Origin of the sequence: Nakamurella sp. PAMC28650 (assembly GCF_014303395.1) — a bacterium.
Taxonomy (GTDB): domain Bacteria; phylum Actinomycetota; class Actinomycetes; order Mycobacteriales; family Nakamurellaceae; genus Nakamurella.
In genome coordinates, this window is sequence record NZ_CP060298.1 from 2136765 (window position 1) to 2157551 (window position 20787).

At 65.8% G+C, this 20787-nt stretch carries 25 protein-coding genes; 14 read left to right on the top strand and 11 right to left on the bottom strand.

The window, feature by feature from the left end; genetic code table 11:
• Positions 1-43: 43 nt before the first annotated feature.
• The 5 genes from H7F38_RS09720 to H7F38_RS09735 form a co-directional block, all read right to left on the bottom strand.
• A complete protein-coding gene (locus H7F38_RS09720) occupies positions 44-1243 on the bottom strand; it encodes an IS30 family transposase (protein WP_187091056.1) in 1200 nt (399 codons plus the stop codon).
• A complete protein-coding gene (locus tag H7F38_RS25950) occupies positions 1230-2087 on the bottom strand; it encodes an IS3 family transposase (protein WP_370531312.1) in 858 nt (285 codons plus the stop codon). Before H7F38_RS25950 ends, H7F38_RS09720 begins: the two co-directional genes overlap by 14 nt.
• Entirely contained in the window at positions 2084-2377 is a 294-nt protein-coding gene (locus tag H7F38_RS09725; RefSeq protein WP_187093886.1) for a transposase, read from the bottom strand. Before H7F38_RS09725 ends, H7F38_RS25950 begins: the two co-directional genes overlap by 4 nt.
• Positions 2378-2395: 18 nt before the next feature.
• Complete coding sequence (locus tag H7F38_RS09730; RefSeq protein ID WP_187093887.1) at positions 2396-2677, bottom strand: DUF1016 N-terminal domain-containing protein; 282 nt, start codon at positions 2675-2677, stop codon at positions 2396-2398.
• Positions 2678-2795: 118 nt separating this feature from the next.
• Positions 2796-3299 (bottom strand): hypothetical protein, encoded by a 504-nt coding sequence (locus H7F38_RS09735; RefSeq protein ID WP_187093888.1) that lies wholly within the window; start codon positions 3297-3299, stop codon positions 2796-2798.
• 22 nt (positions 3300-3321) lie between these two features.
• Between H7F38_RS09735 and H7F38_RS09740 the strand changes: the two genes are divergently transcribed.
• Positions 3322-3705: a hypothetical protein gene (locus H7F38_RS09740; protein ID WP_187093889.1), complete on the top strand. Its 384-nt coding sequence runs from the start codon at positions 3322-3324 to the stop codon at positions 3703-3705.
• Between the two features lie 181 nt (positions 3706-3886).
• On the opposite strand, the gene H7F38_RS09745 is transcribed toward H7F38_RS09740, so the two are convergent.
• Positions 3887-5058, bottom strand: a protein-coding gene (locus tag H7F38_RS09745; RefSeq protein ID WP_187094410.1) for an IS3 family transposase whose coding sequence is annotated in 2 segments (ribosomal slippage) — positions 3887-4806 and positions 4806-5058 — 1173 coding nt in all. Because the reading frame shifts where the segments join, the coding sequence is not laid out codon by codon here.
• 244 nt (positions 5059-5302) lie between these two features.
• On the opposite strand from H7F38_RS09745, the gene H7F38_RS09750 reads away from it, so the two are divergent.
• From H7F38_RS09750 to H7F38_RS09795, 10 genes are all read left to right on the top strand, one after another.
• On the top strand, positions 5303-5938 hold the full coding sequence (locus H7F38_RS09750; RefSeq protein WP_187093890.1) for a hypothetical protein: 636 nt from the start codon (positions 5303-5305) through the stop codon (positions 5936-5938).
• A 122-nt stretch (positions 5939-6060) separates the two neighbouring features.
• Positions 6061-6783, top strand: coding sequence for an SAF domain-containing protein (locus tag H7F38_RS09755; protein ID WP_187093891.1), 723 nt, complete (start codon positions 6061-6063; stop codon positions 6781-6783).
• A gap of 7 nt (positions 6784-6790) precedes the next feature.
• Positions 6791-7810 carry a hypothetical protein gene (locus H7F38_RS09760; RefSeq protein WP_187093892.1) on the top strand — a complete coding sequence of 340 codons (1020 nt, stop codon included), beginning with the start codon at positions 6791-6793 and terminating at the stop codon, positions 7808-7810.
• 127 nt (positions 7811-7937) lie between these two features.
• Positions 7938-9020 (top strand): ATPase, T2SS/T4P/T4SS family, encoded by a 1083-nt coding sequence (locus H7F38_RS09765; RefSeq protein ID WP_187093893.1) that lies wholly within the window; start codon positions 7938-7940, stop codon positions 9018-9020.
• 32 nt (positions 9021-9052) lie between these two features.
• A complete protein-coding gene (locus tag H7F38_RS09770) occupies positions 9053-9421 on the top strand; it encodes a CpaF/VirB11 family protein (RefSeq protein WP_222618568.1) in 369 nt (122 codons plus the stop codon).
• Complete coding sequence (locus tag H7F38_RS09775) at positions 9418-10305, top strand: type II secretion system F family protein (protein ID WP_187093895.1); 888 nt, start codon at positions 9418-9420, stop codon at positions 10303-10305. Before H7F38_RS09770 ends, H7F38_RS09775 begins: the two co-directional genes overlap by 4 nt.
• Positions 10302-11213, top strand: a complete 912-nt coding sequence (locus H7F38_RS09780; RefSeq protein ID WP_187093896.1) for a type II secretion system F family protein — start codon at positions 10302-10304, stop codon at positions 11211-11213. The genes H7F38_RS09775 and H7F38_RS09780 overlap by 4 nt, the downstream gene beginning before the upstream one ends.
• 7 nt (positions 11214-11220) lie before the next feature.
• Entirely contained in the window at positions 11221-11451 is a 231-nt protein-coding gene (locus tag H7F38_RS09785; protein ID WP_187093897.1) for a hypothetical protein, read from the top strand.
• Between the two features lie 20 nt (positions 11452-11471).
• Positions 11472-11861 carry a hypothetical protein gene (locus H7F38_RS09790; protein ID WP_187093898.1) on the top strand — a complete coding sequence of 130 codons (390 nt, stop codon included), beginning with the start codon at positions 11472-11474 and terminating at the stop codon, positions 11859-11861.
• On the top strand, positions 11858-12313 hold the full coding sequence (locus H7F38_RS09795; RefSeq protein ID WP_187093899.1) for a TadE/TadG family type IV pilus assembly protein: 456 nt from the start codon (positions 11858-11860) through the stop codon (positions 12311-12313). Before H7F38_RS09790 ends, H7F38_RS09795 begins: the two co-directional genes overlap by 4 nt.
• 19 nt (positions 12314-12332) lie before the next feature.
• Here H7F38_RS09795 and H7F38_RS09800 read toward each other — a convergent pair whose 3' ends face one another.
• Positions 12333-13502, bottom strand: coding sequence for an RNA-guided endonuclease TnpB family protein (locus H7F38_RS09800; RefSeq protein WP_187094594.1), 1170 nt, complete (start codon positions 13500-13502; stop codon positions 12333-12335).
• 407 nt (positions 13503-13909) lie between these two features.
• On the opposite strand from H7F38_RS09800, the gene H7F38_RS09805 reads away from it, so the two are divergent.
• The 3 genes from H7F38_RS09805 to H7F38_RS09815 all read left to right on the top strand — a co-directional run bounded on the left by H7F38_RS09805 (position 13910) and on the right by H7F38_RS09815 (position 18479).
• The gene (locus H7F38_RS09805) at positions 13910-14350 is read left to right on the top strand and encodes a hypothetical protein (protein WP_187093900.1); all 441 of its coding nucleotides are present in this window, start codon (positions 13910-13912) and stop codon (positions 14348-14350) included.
• Positions 14351-14362: 12 nt separating this feature from the next.
• A complete protein-coding gene (locus H7F38_RS09810; RefSeq protein ID WP_187093901.1) occupies positions 14363-17776 on the top strand; it encodes a LysM peptidoglycan-binding domain-containing protein in 3414 nt (1137 codons plus the stop codon).
• 73 nt (positions 17777-17849) lie between these two features.
• On the top strand, positions 17850-18479 hold the full coding sequence (locus H7F38_RS09815; protein ID WP_187093902.1) for an A24 family peptidase: 630 nt from the start codon (positions 17850-17852) through the stop codon (positions 18477-18479).
• Positions 18480-18542: 63 nt separating this feature from the next.
• Here the strand turns inward: H7F38_RS09815 and H7F38_RS09820 are convergent, their stop codons facing one another.
• The 4 genes from H7F38_RS09820 to H7F38_RS09835 form a co-directional block, all read right to left on the bottom strand.
• Entirely contained in the window at positions 18543-18968 is a 426-nt protein-coding gene (locus tag H7F38_RS09820) for a transposase (RefSeq protein WP_187093903.1), read from the bottom strand.
• Positions 18969-19029: 61 nt separating this feature from the next.
• Positions 19030-19362, bottom strand: a complete 333-nt coding sequence (locus H7F38_RS09825) for a transposase (protein ID WP_187093904.1) — start codon at positions 19360-19362, stop codon at positions 19030-19032.
• Positions 19323-20253, bottom strand: a protein-coding gene (locus H7F38_RS09830; protein ID WP_187092685.1) for an IS5 family transposase whose coding sequence is annotated in 2 segments (ribosomal slippage) — positions 19323-19877 and positions 19879-20253 — 930 coding nt in all. Because the reading frame shifts where the segments join, the coding sequence is not laid out codon by codon here. Before H7F38_RS09830 ends, H7F38_RS09825 begins: the two co-directional genes overlap by 40 nt.
• The gene (locus tag H7F38_RS09835) at positions 20250-20549 is read right to left on the bottom strand and encodes a transposase family protein (protein WP_187093905.1); all 300 of its coding nucleotides are present in this window, start codon (positions 20547-20549) and stop codon (positions 20250-20252) included. Before H7F38_RS09835 ends, H7F38_RS09830 begins: the two co-directional genes overlap by 4 nt.
• Positions 20550-20787: the final 238 nt, after the last annotated feature.

A 20787-nucleotide genomic window follows, 5' to 3' on the forward strand; every position in this document is an offset into this window, starting at 1 on the left:
TTCGCAGAAGTTTGCGAAGATCCCGGACGTATATTGACCAGACTCAACCGGTGGTAGCAACACTCGGCTCCTGCAGTAATAGTAGCTGCTCGGCCATCGCTTCCGCCGGTGTCTTCCAGCCGAGCGTTTTGCGGGGTCGGTCGTTCAATGCATCAGCGACGGAGTCAATTTCTGCGGCGCACCAGCGGGATAGGTCGGTTCCTTTCGGGAAGTACTGACGTAGCAGGCCGTTCGTGTTTTCGTTCGTACCCCGCTGCCAAGGGCTGTGCGGATCGGCGAAGAACACCGCCATACCAGTCTCGGCCTTTAGAGAGACATGCGCGGCCAGTTCCTTGCCACGGTCCCAGGTCAACGACTGACGCAACTCCCGCTGCACTGCAACCATTTTCGCGACAATACTGTCCTTGGTTGCGGTCGCGCCGTAACCGCTCAATGCGGGACCGTTCTTCACCGGCGGCTCAAGTCCGTAGCCTTCCATTCGCGGCAGGTGCAGCAGGATCGTGAACCTGGTCATCCGTTCCACGACGGTGCCGATCGCTGACCGGCCGGTGCCGATGATGAGGTCGCCCTCCCAGTGGCCGGCGGTCTTCCGATCGTCGGCCTCGGCGGGCCGCTTATCGATCGTCACCTCCGGAGTCACGTGGCCGGTGGCTCGCTTTCGGGCTCTCGCCCGGGGGACCCGCAACGCCCGTCCGGTCCGCAGACACGGCACCAAATCGCGCTCCAAGGCGCCGCGGTCCTTGATGTACAGGGCCTGATAGATCGCCTCGTGGGAGATGCGCATCGTCGGGTCGTCGGGGAAGTCGATCGGCAGGCGGTGGGCGATCTGCTCCGGGCTCCACGCTGTCACCCACCGCCGGTCCTGGCGGTGAGGCTTGTTACGCCCCTTCCATTTTGCAACGACTGGTCCCGGTACGACAGTGCCGTCCGCGGCGCGGATGACCCCGGCCAGGCGGTCCTGGACATGGCCACGAAGCCGATCGTTCGTCACCAACTTGGCCGTCTTGGGACGGCGGGCCATCAGCTCGGCCTTCCACTGGGCAGTCGACGCTCGATACTCCAACTGGCCGCCACGAGTTGCGGCATTGCGGCGCAGCTCCCGCGAGATCGTCGATGGCGACCGACCCAGGCGGCGGGCGACCTCACGCACTCCGTTGCCCTGCGCTGTCAGCAGAGCGATGTCCTCTCGCTCAACAAACGAGAGATATCTGCCCGACGGGGGCTGCAGTTCAATCAGCGGCATGCCGCCACTGTCGCGGAACCAACGCGTCCCGACGGGCCCCGACACGCCGCACGCCGTCGCGGCGTCTTCGCTGGTCATCCCTTTCGCGATGTTGCGCCAAAATACCCGTTCGACATCCCGGCGGGCCGGCGGCCGCCCGGGCGACCGCATCGCCGGCCGCCCGGTCATCGACATCATCCGATCCGAAGCTGGACCCATTGCAAGACCTCCACTCTCGGGAGTGTTGCGACGACCAGTTGAATCCGCCTTGCGTCCCGCGGTCGGAGTGGAAGATGACGCCGGCGGCGGGCTGGCGCTTGCGCAGCGCCATCGACAGTGCGTCGGTGACCAGACTGGTCCGCATATGGGTGTCCAACGCCCAGCCGACCAACGCCCGGGAATGCAGATCGATCACCGTGGCCAGGTACGCCCACCCGTCCCACGTCTTGATGTAGGTGATGTCACCGCACCACTTGGTGTTGGCCTGGCCGGCCGTGAACTTCCGGCCGATCAGATCCGGCGCCGGCGCCGGGTTGTCACCGGCGACGGTGGTGACCTTCCACGCTCTGGGGTGCCGTCCCTGCAGGTCGGCGGCCTTCATCAGCCGGTACACCCGCTTGGGCGAGATGCGGTGACCCACCGAGGTCAGATGCGCCCACATGCGCCGCACCCCCGGGTTGCCGTGCAACGCCCGGAACGCCGCTTTGATCTCGAGTGTCAACGCCGCATCCGCCGCCTCGTGGGCCGACGGCCCCCTGCCGCGCCACGCGTAATAGCCGGCCGTGGACACACCCAGCTCCGCACACATGAACACCACGCCGTACTCGCCCGAATCAACCCAGTCCGCGATGGCAGCGAAGATCACTGCTGGCCTTTCGCGAACCAGGTCGAAACTTTTTTTGCGAACTCGAGCTGCAATTCCAGTTTCGCGTTCTCCTTGCGGAGCCGAGCAAGCTCGGTCCGCTCCGACTCGGTCAACGGTTTCTCCGCGGCCGGTTCCCCCTGGGGTTGGATCTTGCTCACCCATTTCCGTATCGACGTGTCGCAGATGTCCAACTTCTTGGCGACCTCGCCGATGGTATGGCCGCCGTCGATGATCAACGAGACCGCGTCCCGCTTGTACTCATCGGTGAAGCTCCTCCGGGTCGAACCCATCAGTCAGTCTCCTATGCCTCAGGAGCTGCAGCAACCTCGCAAGGTGTCCACCGAAGCGGGAACGGTCCAACCCGACATGCCGGGAAACTCCCGCCGTAGATCCGCGCTCAGCCTGTCGATGATTTTTCCGCCCCACCCGGCCACGGCCTGCTGCTCCAGGATGGTCTGACCGATCGTCCGGTACAGATGGAGCAGTTCCGCGTTGGCGGCGCGCTGGGCACTCATCCGGGCGGTGCGGACCTCATCCTTGAGTCGGGTCAACACTTCGTCGTAGCCGGCGGGTACCAGAGCGTCTGTCACGGCTCCATCCTGTCAAGCCCTACCGACAGGACCACAGTTGTGCCCACCCAGCGAGCCCGCGGCTCCGCAGACGGACGATCTGAAGGCAGTCCGGTCCGCGGACTATTGTTTGCCGTATTTACGGCAATGACTGGTTGGACAGATCGTGCGAGGATGCGACCGAGTGCGGGCAGATCACAGTTCTGTCCGCTTGAGTCCAACGTGAGCCGGTGTCGAAAGAGGCGGATGAGATGATGAAATCTTCACCAGGCGGCCCACAGTGCGGAGTGTCCGGTATGCGGCTATATGGAGTAATTGCGGTGGTTGTCGCTGCGACGCTAGTGGTTTCCAGCTGTACGGCCAACTCCTCCACCACGGCGCCGGTCACCAGCAGCGCCTCCGTCGTCTCAAGCACGACGTCCAGTGTCTCAAGCGTGGCGTCCGGCACCGCGGCGTCTAGCACTGCACCGATCTCAACCACGGCGCCCTCCAGCGCACCCGTCTCGACCCCACCCGTATCCGCGTCCCAGTCTTCGTCGAAGCCTCCCGCATCGTCATCGAAGCCGTCCTCTGCGACGGTCAAGGTCTCCGTCCCAACGACGATTGCGAGCTCGGCGAAGGCAGACACCGCTTTCGCGGTCACTGCCTACAAGGGCATGCTCGCAGTGTCGGATCAGGCGCGTGCGAAGCCCACTGCTGATTGGACAAAAGCTGTCCGAACGTATGCCGGGGACCCCTACGCAGCCAGCTTTCTGGCGTCTATTCAGCAAAACGCATCGAGCGGCATCCACGGCAGTGGGCAGATCGCTGTCAACGTCACGGTTACCTCGGTCGCAGCTCAAAAGATTGTCATCACTGGATGCGTTGACACGAGTGCCGTGAAAATCGTCGACAGCACCGGCAAGTCGATCAAAGCTCCGAATCAGCCTGGCTCTTACTGGCGCTTTCCGCAGACCGTGACGCTCTACAAGTACGCGGTGAAGGATGCGCCGAAGTCCGGCGGTTGGCTCGTCAGTGAGATCAAGTCGAATCTTCAGAAGTCGTGCTGAATTGGTGACTCGCGGGGGGTTGCTCGGTGCGCTTGTGGCGGCCTTCGTGCTCGTTGCGGTTGCGCCACTTGCCCAAGCCGACGGTGGGGCGCTGGTCTGTGATGGAAACGGCGTCTGCCAAGTTGTCGCCACGACGACCACTGAGCCGCCCGCCGTTTTCCGGACTGTAGAACGGTGACTACTACGCTGCGGAGTTGTTGGCCAACCACCATTGCTCTGCTTCGTTGGGCGTAATGTATCCCAGCGCCGAGTGCAACCGAACCTGATTGTATCTTAATTCAATGTACCGCGTGATGTCCATCTCCGCCTGTTCACGGGTCGGATAACTAGTACGATTCACCCTTTCCACTTTCAGTGTGCCGTTGAATGATTCTGCCCAAGCATTGTCATAACACACACCAGTTCGTCCTACCGACCGACGAACTTTGAGGTGGGTAGTGAGGTCAGCGAAGTCCTGAGAGCAGTACTGGCTTCCGCGGTCACTGTGAAATATGCTGACATCGGGAACAATCCTGACATTACGTGCGGCCATTTTCAGAGCGTCAACCACCAGCGATGCCCGCATGTGATCTGCCATTGCGTAGCCGACGACTTTCTTCGTAGCGCAGTCCAGCACGGTCGCCAAGTACAGCCAGCCCTCCCAGGTCGGGATATAGGTGATGTCACCGACCAGCTTCGTACCCGGCACGACCGCGTTGAAGTGCCGTTTTACCAGGTCAGGGGTCTGACCGGTGTCGCCGGCGATGGTAGTGACCGGCCGAAACGGACGGGGCTGGCATGGCACCAGGTCGAGCTCCCGCATGATCTGCCGGACCGTGTCGTCATCAGCCCAATAGCCCGATCGCAGCAGGTCAGCGTGTACCCGACGGTAGCCGTAGGTCCCATCGGAGGCCTCGAACAACGCCGTGATCAGCCGAGCAAGATGGGTGCGGCGCCGGCTGGTGTAGGACGGCCCGCGACCCTTCCACTCGTAGAAGCCGGACTTCGACACCTTCGCCCAGCGGAACATCAGGTGCAGCGGGTAGTGGCCTTCTTCACTCGCAATGAATGCATACTTTCTGCTCACTGCGATTTCTTGGCGAAGAAGGCCGTTGCTTTTCCCAGAAATTCGTTCTCCATACGAAGCTCACGCACTTCTTTCTCCAACGCCTTCAGCTTCGCCCGCTCCGACACGGTCAGTTCCTGCGTGTCGCCGCCGTGACGCTCGCGATGGGCCGCCACCCAGTTCCGCAGGGTCTGCTCCACCAAGCCCAGTTCGCGAGCAACGTCAGCGATGGGCCGAGATTTGTCGGTCACCTCCCGCACGGCCGTATCCCGAAACTCCGGGGTGTACTTGCCTCGAAACTTGCTCACCATTTCTCCGATCCTTTCCGGCGATTCTACTTGGGGGTCCAAGTCCGGGAAGTACCGGGCTGCTCACACAATTACGGATCCGAACGGCGGGGGCGGGAGTGGTTCCAACGGCAATGGTGGCAGTTCGGCTCCGAATCCGTGTAAGTACGCGGCGATCGTACCGACGCCGCTGGCCGGGGATCCCCGTTGGGGCGGTGACGATTCAACGAAGGGTGTTTTGTACTCGATGTCGTGCCCTGATGCCTTGAACATCGCAAATCAGGCCGTCATCTACGCGTTCGTTCGGTACGTCTATGCAGCGACGGGTACGACGCCCCAAGCGGTGGTGCCGGATCCGGTGGCGCTGGCGCAGCAGGCGATTTCGGCGTTGAACATCCCGGTACCAGCGGTGAGTTTCGGTCCGGATGCTTCGAAGATTGCGGCCAACTACTGGACTTACCTCTGGGTGACCAACGCTACGCCGAAGACGGCGACGGCGACGGCGGCTGCGGGGCCGGTGACGGTCACGGCGACGGCGACGTTGACCTCGATGGCTTATTCGATGGGTGAGCCGGTGTCGGCGTCGGATCTGTCCACGCCGTCGGTTCCGTTCACGTGCACCGGTGCGGGAACGGATCCCGGTCCGTCGGTAGACATCACGGCGACACCTCCAGCCGGGTCCTGTGCGTACATGTTCCATGTGCGTTCGACGGCGGCGCGGACGAATGGGGCTGGCTCGTGGCCGGTGACGGCTACGGCGACGTGGACGGTGGTGTGGACGTCGAACATCGGTGTCGGGGGCACGGTGGTGCCTCCGACTCGGGCGTCGACGACGCAAGTCCGGGTAGGTGCGTGGGGCACTGTGATCGTCGCGAACGGGTCCCCGGGTCCGACGGGGTAGAGCGGTAAGCCATATTGCCGGTTTACCGGCTTATCAAGATCGACGGGGTAGGGGAGGCTCAACGGCAGGTATGGGTCGCTGTGCGTCGGCTGCATCCGAGATGAGAAGGAGGGGCTGGATTCGTGAAGATCTCGACTACGTCCAAGCAGGCGCCGGCGGAGCCGGTTGGACAGATCAATGGTTCTGCGGTGTCTGCACCGGTCGGGCCGATCGCGGCGGTGCCGAAGCTGCGGCAGCCCGGCCGTACACGCCGCCCGCTGATGATCGCGCTGATGGTGCTCACCATCGTCCTGGGAGCGCTCGGGTCGCTGTACTTCGTGAACAAGTCGACCGAACGGATCGCGGTCGCCGCGCTGTCCAAAGACGTCGCTTGGGGCCAGGTTCTGACGGTGTCGGACCTGACGGAGGTGAGCATCGTCGCGGATCCGGCGTTGCAGCCGGTGACGTGGGCACACAAGAGTGACGTGGTCGGCGAGCGCGCTACCACGGACCTGCTGGCCGGTTCGTTGCTTACCGCGGGCGCAGTTACAGCCACGGCGAGTGTGCCGCCGGCCGGCCTGGCGTTGGTCGGGGTGCTGCTGAAGGCCGGGCAAATGCCGTCGACGCCGATGACGGCGCGGGATCACGTGCTGCTGGTGGTGACCGCCCAGATCGGTGCGTCCACTTCGACGACCGGGGCTGCGGCCGCGCCGCAGACGGTCGCGGCGACAGTGTTCACCGTCGGCGGGGTGGATGCCACGGGCTCGTCGACTGTGGACGTCCTGGTGCTGCAGGCCAGCGCTGCCAGCATCGCGTCCGCCGCGGCGTTGGGGCGCGTCGCCATCGTCCTGGTGCCCAGGAGCTGATGCCCAGATGCTGATCGCAGTGGTCTCACCGAAGACGTCAACAGGCGCCACCACGGCGGCGTTGGCGTTGACGCTGGCCTGGCCGCAGCCTGCGATGCTCGCCGAGCTGGATCCGCGCGGTGGCGACATCCTGTGGGGCTATGGGCAGGGGCAGAACATCGGCGCTGCCGGGTTGCTGCGCCTGCAGCTACAGCTCAGCGGCCGCACCCAGCAGTCGATGTCGACTGCGCTGTGGAAAGAGGTTATCGAACTGCCGGGGGCCGGTCAGCGATGGTGGATGCCCGGCCTGACGGAACCTCGCCAGGTCGGATCGGTCGACTGGCTGGCGATGGTCCGCGCTTTGCGATCTGTCGACCGGGTCGATGTGCTGGCCGACTGCGGCTCTGTATTCGGCGATCCTGTCCATCTGCCGCGGCCGATCTGGTCGGCGGCTGACCTGGTGGTCTTGGCGGTCCGTCCCACCCTGCAGGGTGTGCACGCGGCGCAGAACGCGGCCGGGATGCTCCGTGGCGATTTGATCGCCGGCGGTATGGGTGTGGAGCGTCTGGTGTCGGTGGTCATCGGGTGCGCGCGGGCGTATCCGACGAAGAAGGTCGCCGAGGTCTTGGCCGAGCACGCACCTGTGGTGGGTGAGTTGCCGTACGACCCGGACAGCGCCGACGTGCTCGGCGGGTTGAAGGATCAGCCCAAGCGGTTCGCTCGGTCGGCGTTGATGAAAGGCGCGATCGACCTGGGGCAGCAGTTGGGCTCGAGGGTGATGCAGATGCAGCCGCCCCGTCCCGTTGCGCCGGCGCGTCCGGCGTTTTCACCGCGGCCGGAGTTGCGGCGGCCGCCGGTTCCCGAAGCTTCGCAGCAGCCGGCCATGCAGCAGTTTCCGGTGGCGACGTCGGTTGCGGCGCCGTCGCCGGTTCGGCCACGCCCGGCCGCTCAGCGAGGTCACACGATCGACGCGGCGCCGATCACGCCGATCGCCAGGCCCCCGAAGCTCAGCGCATCCGAATCGTCACGCCCAAAGGGAGAGATCTGATGGCCGAGAAGCAGTCTGGCAAAGCGCCAGTTGGACAGAACGGCACCACGGTGCGTGGGCCGCAATGCGCCGGCACGACCACGCTCCTGCGGGATCTCCGCTCTGCGCTACAGATGGGGGATCCGCAATGACGGACATCCAGCAGCAGAGTGCCTTCGGCGGGCCAGATGAGGTGGCATCGGAGGTCGACTACGCCCTGGTCGGGCGGATCCGTGAGGAGGTCAACCGGCAGCTTGAAGAGTACGAGCGGACGAACGGGTCGCTGACGCCGGAATCGACGCGGCAGATGGCCAGCAATCTGATCATGCGGGAGCTGGAGATCTACACGATGTCCTCCGCCGCGTCAGGGCTGGGGGTGATGTCAGCGCAGGACGAGATCGCCGTCCGCGACGCCGTAATCGCCCGGATGTTCGGGATGGGCCGCATCGAGGCGCTGCTGGACAACCCCGAAGTGGAGGACCTGTACATCTGCGGGTCCGACCCCGTGATTGCGAAGTTCTTCGGCGGCCGGAAGGAAACGTGGCCGCCGATCGCGGAATCCGACGACGACTTGATCAACCAGGCAATGGCAATTGCGACTCACCAGGGCATGAACGAGCGTGACATCACCACGGCCAGACCATTTCTGAACATGAACCTGCCGAACCATGATGCTCGGTTGGCGTTCATTTTCGGGGTGACGCCGCGGCCGATCATCACCATCCGCCGGCACCGTTTCGTCCAGGTGCAGCTGGAGCATCTGGTCCGCTGGGGCACCCTGTCCAGGGCGATGATGGCGCTGCTGCAGGCCGCGGTGATCGGGCACCGGTCGATCCTGATCGTGGGTCCGCAGTCGGCCGGGAAAACCACCATGCTGAGGGCGCTGTGCCAGTGCATTTCCTCCACCGAGCGGTGGGCGACCCTGGAGACCGAGTACGAGTTGCTCTTGCACACGATGCCGGAGCGGTTCCCGCTGTTGATCGCGGTGGAGGAACGGGTCGGGTCCGGGGAGAAGGACGCCGCTGGCAACCTGGCCGGCCAGATCACCCTCGGTGATGTGTTCCCGTGGACGCTGCGGCACTCCTTGGACCGGGTGGTGGTCGGCGAATGTCGTCCGAGGAAATTGTGTCTGTTTTGCGCGCCATGTCGCGTGGCTACCGCGGATCGATGGCGACGTTCCATGCGGACTCGGCGAGGGAGACGTTCGAGTCGATGGCGTCCCTTCTCATAGAGTATGCACCATCGCTGACCCACGACGCGGCGATGCGTCAGATCGCGACCGCGCTGGATCTCGTGGTGTTCATCGACAGAGAGGCCGGCGTCGACCGCACCACCGGCGAGCCGACCGAAATCCGCTACGTCACAGAGATCCTCGAAGTCGGGCCGGTGTCCTCCGACAGCGGACTGCCAACCGTCACCGAGATCTTCAAGCCGTTGGAGGATCTGAACCGGCGGGCCCAGGACCCCCGCGGATACCCGGTCGGCGCCGGCCTGGCCGACGACGGCCTGTGGGCCCGCCGGGCCGGTCTGGACTTGGCGTGGCTGCAGCCCGAACACGGCGCCTGGGACGGGCCTTTCCCGCTGCGGTCATGGCTGGATCCGGTCAACCCTGACGAAGGCGACCTCCGATGAGCATCTACAACGTGCTGGTCGTCGCCTGCGTCGTCGTGGTCATCTCCGCGATGTGGGGAGCCGGGTTCGCGTTGCGCGGCCGGGCCGCCGGTGACGGGCCGTTCAGGTCCAGGGCCACCCGCGTCCGCACCGCGGGGGCGTTGACGATGGCTCGGCACCGCGCAGTCCGGTGGGCGGTCGCGCTGGGTGGTGGGGCGCTGGTGTGGCTGGGAACGGGGTGGCCGATCGGCGGCTTGCTGTTCGCTGTGCTGGTGATGACGGTGCCGTTCTTCTTCGGCGGCGCGAAGATCGCGGCCGATCGCATCAGAATGCTCGAGGCGCTGGAGCAGTGGGTGCGGTACCTGTCCGATGCGATGTCAGCAGGTTCGATGCCGGTGCAAACCATCGTGAAGTCAGCCGATCATGCGCCGCCGGCGATCAAGGCGCAGGTGACCCGGCTGGCGACGCGTCTGGCCACCCCACGTTTGGACAGAAATGTGGTGCTGGAGGCGTTCGCCGACGAGATCGACGACGCCCTCGGCGACATCGTCGTCCTGGCCCTCAAGCGGGCCGTGAATGCTCGCGGCGGTGAACGCGTCCCGCAGGTTCTCCAAACGTTGGCCGAGGCGGTCGCGGCCGACGTGAAGGCCCGCCGCAACATCGAAAAGGGCCGCTCCGGGCCCCGCAAGGAGACCCAGACGATCGTGCTGTTCCTCGCAGCCGGCGTCGGTGCGTTGTCGCTGTTCACCAACTACCCGCGGATGTACGCCACGGCCGAAGGTCAGGTCGTGCTGTCCATTCTGGGAGCCGTTGTCCTGCTGGCCCTGGGGATGATGCGTCGGCTGTCCGTCGGCGGCCAGCCCCCGCGGATCCTCACCGAGCGAAACGGCGGTGGGGGCGCATGAACCCCGTCCTGATCGGAACGCTCGTGACCGGCGGGCTGGTCGGCCTCGGCGTTTACCTGTTCGTCAGTGTTCTGGTGCCGGAGCGGGTGTCCCTGGCCGAGGCGGTCGGGTTGGACAGATCCATCGCTGGGATGGCGGTGCTCGAGCAGGAGGCGTCGAGCCAGGTCGTCGTGCAGGGATGGGCCACCAAGTGGGTCGCCCGCGCCGAGGTCAAGTTGAACTCGTGGCGGCTCACGACGCCCGACGCCGACCTGGCGCTGATCGAGTGGACCCGCGGCCGGTTCCTGCTGGCCAGGGTCGCGCTCACGGGTGTCGCGGTCATCGTGGGCCCGGCGATGTGGGCGCTGCTGGCACTGGCCGGCGCACCGCTGCCGTTCGCTGTGCCGCAGGGTATGTCGCTGCTGTTCGGCCTGTTCCTCTGGTATGCCGTCGGCTTGTGGGTGAAGGGACAGGCTGCCGCCCGCCGGTTGGAGATGCGGGAAGCGCTCGTCTCCTACCTTACGTTGTTGGCGCTGTACAAGGCTTCCGGCGACGGAATGGTCGGCGCGTTGCAGCAGGCCGCCACTGACTCTGATGCGTGGACGTTCCGCCGGATCGATGCGCGGCTCTCGGCGTCGGTCCGCGCCGGCGGTTCACCTCAGGGCGGGCTGCGCCGGTTGGGGGACGAGCTGGGGATCGGTGAGCTGGGCGATGTCGCCGATATCGCCGCCACCGCCGGTCTGGAGGGCGCCGGTGTGTTCACCACATTGCTGGCCCGGGCCAACGCCCTGCGCAACCAGATGCAGACGGACGCTGAATCCAATGCGGCCGCCAACTCGGTGCGCCTGGGTGTGCCGAAAGCTCTTCTCGTGGCGACTGGTGTCGCCTTCATGATGTACCCGCTGATCAGCCAGATCTCCGGGGCATAAGTCACCGATGGAATGGGGAAGCACGATGATGCAGGCCTACTGGCATCTGTACCTGATGGGAGAAGCGGTGGCGCGCAAGCGGATCCGTGCCATGCAGAAGAACGGGGAGCGGGGGTCCAGCGGTGGTCCGTCGCTGGAGACCCTCGTGCTGCTGGCGCTGGGTGTCACCGCGGCACTGGGCCTGGGTGCCTTCATCGTCGTCAAGATCACCAGCAAGGAGTCCTCGGTCAACCCCTGACCTGGGACACCCAGATGATGATGACGACCAGGCCGTGGAAAGGCCGGCACGGCGGCGAGAGGGGCAGCGGCGGCGGGCCGTCGCTGACCTTGTTGCTGCTCGTGCCGGCCATCTTCGCGATCGTCTTCGGCGGGATCTACATCGGCTTCCGGTTGTACGGGTCCAACCTCGCCTTGGATGCGGCGAACGCCGGTGCCCGGGCGGCGGCGGTGCTTCCGGTGTCGTTGGACCGTGGTCGCCAAGCGGCCCAGGACTTCCTGGACCACGACGCGGACGGAACCCTCATTAACACGTCGGTATCGATCGCGATGAACGGCAACTCAGTGGTGGTCATTGTCTCGGGCAACACCGTGGCGCTACCGGGCCGCGTGACCCAGCAGGCCGCGCTCGTCGTGGAGGTCGCACCATGAGGACCAGCTGGAGGCGGCTGCGGGCCGCCGGTGGTGAGCGCGGCGCGGGTGGGCAGTCCTTGGAGTTGCTGCTGCTCGTTCCCGCTGTATTGGTGCTGTTCGCGGTCATGGTCGCGGTCGGCCGGTATCAGCTGGGCACTTCCAAGATCGACCAAGCGGCCGGCGCTGCCGCCCGCGCAGCGTCCCTGCAGTCGACTGCGGCCGCGGCCCAACCGGCCGCGCAGTCCGCGGCTGCCGCCTCGCTGGACGGTGCCGGTATCACCTGCCAAAACATCTCGGTCATCGTCGACACCTCGGCGTTCACGGCCGGCGCCGGATCCGGCGCCGCCGTGCAGGTCAGCGTGACCTGCACCGTGCAGTGGTCGGATCTTTCCATCCCGGGGTGGCCCGGGCAGAAGACGATCACCTCGACTGCAGCGTCGCCGCTGGATCTGAAGAGGATCGGAACTTAACGATTCCCCAGCGGTGAAGCTAGGGATTTCTAACTCGGACTGCACCGCTAACCGACTCGATGGAGGGTGGCAAGTGTCTTACGTCGTCAACGCTAGTGTGGCCTCGTTCTGCCACAGCCAGAATCGTTCTGGCCGCGTTCCTGTCCCGGTGGGCGGTGTAACCGCATTCGTGGCACAGGAAGTTCCGTTCGGCGAGTCCCAGTCGTTGCGTGGCTCTTGCGAAACAGTGGGAACACGTCATTGTCGTGTAAGCGGGCTGAACCATCACCACCGTTCGGCCAGCCCGCTGGGCGTACTCGATCAGTTCGCGTTTGGTGGCACCGATGGCGGCGTCAGCGGACTTCCTTGCCATGGTGGATTTGGCGAGGAACTTCGGTTTGAAGTCTTCGATAGCGATCAGCCCGTGGTTGTCTACAACGGACCTGGCCCACACTCGTGCGGTGTGCGTGTTCTGCCGCTGGGCCTTCTTGGCGATCTTCGCACTCGAAAGTTTTGCCTGGCGGTATCCGTTGGATTGGGCCTGGCCTCGTGGTCTGCGTCGCCGGGACATCTTCCGCTGCGCTTTTGCCAGCTCGGCGGCGCACCGCTTGCGGTGCCCGCCGTACGGCAGATCGTAGACATTGTCGGTGGTTGTCGCTGTCTTGGTGACGCCCCAGTCGATGCCGATCGCACCGTCAGCATCAGGCAGTCTTTCGGCCTCGCGGCGCACGACGAAAGAGGCGTACCAGTGACCGAGACTGTCTTGGTAGACCTGGCACGACGTCGGCTCGGATGGCAGGCTTCGGGACCAGACGACCGGAATGCTGACTCCTCCGGGGAGTCTGAGGCGACCGTCTCTGATCGAGAAGCCACGGACGGTATATGCGAGGGTGGGCAGCGACCCGTTACGTTTCTTGACCTTCGGCCGTTTGTGTCCCTTGACCTTGAACGACTGGTTGAGCGCAAGCCCGTAGTTGCGGAGGGTCTGTTGCTGGGCGACCTGCGAGCCGTCTCGCAGCCACGCGAACGAACCACGTGCCTGGGTGAGAAGTTTGCTCAGCTTGCCGAATGTGGGTCTTTGTCCCGAGCGTTGCTGATGAACGGCTTCGTTCCAGATAAACCGACAACGATGCCACTCGTCGACCAGCGAACGCTTAGCCTCAGCTCCAGGCCGCAGGCGGTAGGCGTAGCGGATAATCTCGATGCTCATGTCGCACGCCTTCCATGTCGTGTGCGGCCCGAAGTACAGCTGCCCGGTCATCCCCGGATCCGTCGTCCCTTGGCTCAAGGAGATCATCGGAGAGGTGTGAAGCGGGAACGCCGCGCCGATCCTGGAATTGAAACGATGCCAGAGCACGTACATCCGCTCGTGAGCTGCGATCCCCAATTGGGTATCTGTCGGGGTCAAGCAGGTCGGTGGCGGGTCAGTGCGGTTGCTTCGATGAAGGTTTCCGATGCTCAAGTCCAGGTTCACAACGTGCTGAATCAGTTCATGCTTCGGCGTCGCTGTCGGCGTCACCAGCCTTGGAGGCGATTGAGCGGTATGTCGAGAACCAGCTCACTAAATTTGTTTTCTTACCTCGCTCTGGCTGCCGCCAGGGGCTTCACGGACGGAAGTTGATGAACCAGCGCGTAGGTATACAGGCGCGGTGGGAGCGGCTGCACACCCGTCGGACCGATGCCGGTTCTGGCGGTGGGATGTCGCTGATGATGGCCATCTTCATCATCGCGCTGATCATGGTGCTCGGTCTGGTCATTGACGGGTCGGCGAAGGCGAAGGCGATCGATCGGGCCAATCAACTGGCGTCCGAGGCGGCCCGGGCCGGCCTGCAGGCGGCGGCACCGGAGGGCGTCGACGCCGCTGCAGTGAATGCGGCTGTTGGTGTGTACCTGCACGCGCAGGGCATCTCGGACTTCACGAGTGCGGTTGGCAAGCAACAAGTCGTGGTCACCGTGACGATCACGCAACCGACAAAGATGTTGTCTGCCATCGGGATTGATTCAACGACCGTGACAGGGCGGGGCACCGCCAACTTTGTCTTCGGCTACGGGCAGTAGGAAAGGCACGTCATGATCGGACGCATCCTGCGGTCGCTGACCGCGCTGGTGGTCCTGGTGGCCGCGGTCGTCGGGGCGCCCATCGCCTTGTGGATCCTGGGTCGACAGTTCCTCCCCGACGGAGTGCCCAACGGCGCGGCCATCTGGGCGGCCCTGTGGGACAAGGACACCGGCTCGACGTTTCTGGGCCTGCTGGTCATCGTCGGCGCGGTCGCATGGCTGGTATTCACCTTTTGCGTGATCGTCGAGATCTTGGCGCGGCTGTCCGGTCGCCGCCGGACCTGGCGGATCCCCGGCTTGGAGGTCCCGCAGTCGGCGGCGTCCGCGTTGATCGGCACTCTGCTGGCCGGCACCATCATGATGGGCGGATCGATGGCGTCCGCCGCCACGCCACCGGTGGATCTGCATCAGGCGCTGGCGCAGAAAGCCGCTGTAACCCGGGTGATGGACCAGGCCACCCGCCTTTCACCAGCCGCCGCGAAGGCCACCACGGTCCGCACCTCCGGCGCCGGACACGCGGCCCCGCAGCATCACAGCCGTCCAGCAGCCACGACGCCATCCAAGACGGGCCCGGTGTGGATGGTGAGCCGGTACGACACCCTGTGGTCGATCGCGGAGAAGACCCTCGGGTCCGGCGACAGGTTCCAGGAGATCGCCGACCTGAATGTCGGCGCGCCGCAGCCGGACGGAAAAGCCCTGCACTCGGCATCGACGCCCCTGGAAATCGGATGGAAGCTGATGCTGCCGTCCACGGCCAAGCTGCCCGCCACCACCTCGACGGCTTCGACCACCACGAGTGCGACTGTGGCGGCGCACTCGGTGAAGGTGAAGCCAGGGGAGACGTTGAGCAGCATCACGGAGCGGGAACTCGGCGACGCCGACGCCTACCCGGCGGTGGCCACGGCGAATCACCTGGCCAACCCTGACCAGATCGACGTCGGACAGACCATCGAAATCCCTGCCCACGTCATCCAGAAAGCCGCGGCCGCCGTCGCCCATACCGCGCCGTACCTGGCGGCGCCGATCACCACGCCCATCCCTGTCCACCAGTCCGTCGCATCGCACACCGCGCTGGCCACCCCCGGGAAACATGCGTCGCCGAAACCCGCCGCTCACCCGTCGTCGCCGGTCCCGACCCAGGCCACCCCCACTCATCAGCGGCCGGCCACGGCTCCGGCTCCGCACACCTCGACGCCGACGGTCCCATCCACCGCTGCAGCCGAAACCCCAACGCCCGCAGCGATCGTGGCTGCACCGACCACAGCGCCCGCGACGCCAACGATGCAGCACGCGTCGCCGGCCACCGGCGGCAACTCGGATCTGTCCACCACGATCGGCATCGGCATGGGCGCGGTCCTGGCCGGCGCGGTCTGGGCCGGCCTGTTGGCCACCCGCCGCCGACGAGGCCTGCGCCGTCCCCTCGGGGAGATCCCCGCTGCGGTTTCCCTACCGGCCGCGCGGATGGAACGGCGCATGCGTGAACGCGCCGGCACGGTCGACGTGATCTGGATGGACCGCGCTTTGCGCAGCGCGGCAGCGCTGTCCGCCGGCCGTCCCACCGATGCCCTGCCCGACGTCACCTGCGTGTGGCTGTCCACCGACGAACTCCAGTTGCAGCTGGCCACCCCCGTGCCCGCCCCGCATCCGTTCCTGGCCGAGGGGGACAGCTGGATCATCCCGACCGGCACCGAACTCCCCGACATCCCGGGTTGGACAGATCCAGCGGCGCCGTTCCCCACCCTGGCCAGCCTCGGCGACCAAGACGGCGAGACCCTGCTGGTGGACCTCGAGCGCCTCGGCGCAGTCACCATCGCCGGCGACCCGCAGCGCACCAGCGAACTGCTCAACCACCTGGCCGTCGAATTCGCGCACAACCTCTGGTCGGACCACCTGGAAGTCACCCTGGTCGGTTGGGGGGAGCCGCTGGTCGTCCTCAACCCCGACCGCGTCCGCTACGTCCCTACCGTCGCTGGTGTCACCGCCGCACTGAAGGGCCGTATCAGCGAGGCTGCAGAATCTCAGCAGGAACTGAACACCACGGTTCTGGCCAGCCGAATCAGCGACCAGACCGACGATGACATCTGGGCGCCTCAGGTGTTGCTGGTCGATGCCTCCACCGGTGGCGATCTCACCGAGCTGCAGAGCGTCCTGCAGCTCATCGCCGGAGCCGGCCGGGCGACTCTCGCCGTCGTGGTCCGGGCTGGTGACCTGTCCGCGGCCGGCGGTGCAACGATCATCATCGACTCCGACGGGATGCTGTCGCTGCCGGCGGTGCTGGGCGACAACCTGCAGGTGCAGGCGGCCAGCACATCTCAGGCTGACCTGGACCGACTCCTCGAGCTGTTCGTATCCACCGAAAAATTTGAGCGGCCGGGCCCGGCCAAAGAGATCGAGCCGTGGGCCGAGCACATGGACGTCGTCGGCGACCTGGTCGTCGACGACCTTCCCACCGCAGTGGCTTCGGTCGAGCCCGGCGACCTCGACGACGAGGACCTGGTCGACGAGATCACCGACACCGACGTTGGACAGAACCGGGACGCGCAGGTGTTGCCGATCCGCTCCCCGAAAGCCGAAGCAGCCCGGGCCGCGTTGGCCGCGGCGCTCGCCGCCGATCCGGACCTCGACGCGGACCTGGCCGAGTGGCACTCCGATGTCATCCTGCGCCCGAAGATCGGCGTTCTGGGGGCGCCGCTGGTCATCAGCAACGGCGTTGCTCCGTCGGCGCGGCGGTCGCGGTTCACCGAGATCGTCATCTATCTGGCGCTGCACCGTGAGGTGTCCGCCGACAAGTTCGCCACCGATCTGTGGGATGAGAAGTCGCAGCCCTCACCGCAGACCCGCCGCTCCGACGTGTCACGGTGCCGCACCTGGCTCGGCGTCGACGAAGAAGGCCGCCACTACCTCCCGGAGGCCCGCAACAAGCCATACCGGCTGACCCGTCTTCTGGACCTGGAGTTGTTTAAACGGCTCCGCAAACGCGCCGCAGCGAAACTCGGCGTCGGCGACACCGCCAGTGCCATCGCCGATCTGACGGCCGCGCTGCGGCTGGTGCGCGGACCGATCCTTGCCGAAGCATCCAAGGACGCCTACGCCTGGCTCACCGAGAGCGATCCAGCCAGCGTCGGCCAGGCCGCGTTCACTGTGCTCGGCGCCGCGCACCAACTGGTCGAGCTGGCCATGGCCGCCGGAGACCTGGACCTGGCCCACACCGCCGCCGACGCCGGCTACGAGGTCGGCCCGAAGGAAGACCTGCCGATGCGGGACAAGGCCCGCATCGCCCACCGCGCCGGCGACGAAGCCGCCGCCCGCGGCTGGGTGCTGGAGATCCTGCGGAACAACGCCGTCGAACTACCGGAAGACCTGGTCAATCACGAGACCTTCGTCGTGGTCAACGAGATCTTCCCGCAAGGACTCCGCGGAGCCTGACCCGTGTGCTGGGCACCGCGGCGGTCAGCGCCGAGGGTTGGACAGAAACGCAATCGAGGAAGGTGTCCGAACGATGCTGCAGCTGCTCCTGGGCGCCGCAGTCGGCGCCGCGGCCGCCCCAGGCATCCGCGCCGGCGCCGGGAGGCTGCAGAAAACTGGCCACCAACTGTCCGGGCAGGTCTGGTTGATGATGGTGGCGACCGCCATCGCTGGCGCAGCCGTAGCCACCCTGTCCGGGGCGCCCACGATCATCGCCTACGCGGCGTTCGCGGCGGCCATCGTGACGGCCGCGTTCGTCGACGCCGCCGAGCAACGCATCCCGGACCTCCTCACCTACCCGCTGCTGATCGCCGGAGTGGTCGGTCTGCCGTGGCTGGGCGGCCGGCCGGACCTATGGACGCTGCTGGCCCCAGCAATCGGCGCAGCCGCCTCCGGGTTCTGGGCACTGATCTCGGCGCTGATCGGCGACCAGGGCCTGGGTGATGTGAAACTCGCCGCCGCGATCGGAGCCTGGATGGCGCACCTGGGCATCCTGCCCTGGGCTGTCGGCGTCGCACTTGGACAAATCCTGATGGTCGTCGTCGTCGGCGGCGCGATGCTGCGCCGCCGTAAACGGGGTCTTCCGCATGCGCACACCGCGCTGGGCCCCGCGCTGACCGCGGGCGCCCTCATCGCGGTCGCGATCGCCGGTACAGGGTTCTGAGTCTGAATACGCAGATACGGTTATTCACTTTTCTCAGGGTCTCCTGACGTTTTCGTGGGTGGTTTATCGTTCGGGCAGCGGCGGGCATAGCCCTCCTTTGGTGAGCATCGCCATGGCTATCAACGCTTCTGGGCTGTGAAAGCCGTAGGACCGGCGGGTCAAGGCCCGTAGGTGGGTGTTGGTGGCCTCGGACTCGGCGTTGCTCATGTGGTGGATCAGGGTGTTCCAGATCAGCTGCTGGAACCGCCTCAACATTGCGGCCAGGGCGATGAATCCGGGGAGTTGGGAGCGGCGGGCCCAGGCGATCCAGCCGGCCAGCAGTTCGCGACCGGCCTGCCCCTTGACCTGGAACACCGCGCGCAGTTGCTCCTTCAGCAGGTATGCCCGATACAGATGCCGGTTGGTGGTGGCGATCGAGGCGACCGACCCGCGCTGCTCCGGGGACAGGTCGGCGGGGCTTTTCAGCAACGCCCACCGGCTGCCCTTCACCGACGTCGCCTCCAGTGAGTATCGTTGCCCCGCAGCATGTTCCACGTCCGGCGGCGGACGTTTACCAACTCCCGGGTGGCCCACCCCCGATATGAAACGGATCCAACCCCAGCACCGCCTGAGGGGCGCGAGCGGTGACGGTGTCGTGGATCGACTGCGCCCCGTCCGCCGAGACCTGCGTCAACGCCGCCGACCGGTCCGGGCCGAGCTCGTCGAAGAACTGGTGCAGGGTGTCGCTGTTGCGGCCCGGCGCGGCCCGCACCACCCTGCCGGAAACCTGATCGACCACGCACGTCAGATACCGCTGGCCTCTGCGGTGGGAGATCTCATCGATGCCGATCCGCTGCAGCCCGGCTAGGGCGTGTCTTCCAATAGTCGGTTCCAGACGATGCACGCCGAAAGCACCACTGCCGCGCGGTAGGTGATGGCGAGCTTGTCGTAGCGGGTGGCCAGCCCCCGCCATTGCTTGATCAGAGCGAAGGAACGCTCGACAACGTTGCGTTCCCGGTACATCTGGCGGTCCAGCGCAGGTGGACGGCCACCCTTGCTGCCCTTACGTTTGCGGGCGGCGATCTGGTCGCTCTTGAGCGGAATGACCACCTTGATCCCGCGGCGCTGCAGCATCCTGCGGGTGATCCCGGCGGCGTAGGCCTTGTCCGCCAGGACGGCATCGGGTCGGGTCCGTGGTCGCCCCCGACCTCGGCGCGGAACCCGGATGTCGGCCAGTACCTGTTCCAGGACGGCACCGTCGTTGCGTTGCCCACCGGTGATGACGATCGCCAGTGGCCGGCCCTTGCCATCGACCGCGTGGTGGATCTTCGTGGTCAACCCGTCCCGGGACCTGCCAATGCCGTGACCTGCAGGTTCAGCATCGACCAGTGGCAGATTCTTGTAGTTCGATACTGCCCCCTGTGTCCTGCTCGGGCCGTGTCGTGTTTGTCGCGTGCTGGTGGGCGCGGTTGATGGTGGCATCCACCGACACGGTCCAGTCGATCTGACCGGCAGCGTCAGCGTCGGTCAACAACGCCGCGAGCACCCGGTCCCAGGTGCCGTCTCCGGCGTACCGGCGGTGCCGCTTCCACACGGTCTGCCACGGTCCGAACACGTCCCGAGGCAAGTCCCGCCAGGGGATCCCGGCCCGGTACCGGTAGGCGATGCCTTCCACCACCCGCCGGTGCTCACCGAACGGATGACCCCGCCGGCCAACATTTGTCGGCAACAACCGCTCGATCCGTTGCCACTGCTCGTCACTGAAGACGCGGTACCGCGACGAAGGAGAACTCATTCAGTGAGCATCCCGCCACACCTACCCAACCTTTGGGAGACACGCCCTAGCAGGTCCCGGCGGGCCAGACCGTCGGCCACGACGTGCTCGATGATCGCGCTGACGTGCCGCCACGACGTCCGCATCAACTGCGCCGCCACCGAGGGGGCGGTGTGCGCCGCCAACCAGGCGCACTGGTCTTCAAATGCTCGGGTTGCCCGAGCGCCGGGGACGACCACCCCGTGCCTCTGACAGTTCACCCGCGGAGCTGCAGCCTGCAGGAACACCATCGTCGATCCCAGTCCAGCGACCGCCACCGACGGGTCCCGCCGCCCTGGTCATACCCCGGGCGTCTGCGCCGGCATCGACTGCACCTACTCCGGGCGCCCTTCGTCGGACGCACCGAGACGACCAGCACCTGCCGGCTGTCGGCCTCCTCCCACGCCACATCGCACACCGTGATCCTGGATAGTGACTGACCCTAGATGAGCCAGAACCTATACGGAGCACGGTGTGTCGCCTACAACCAGGGGTCTAACCGCCCACGACAACGTC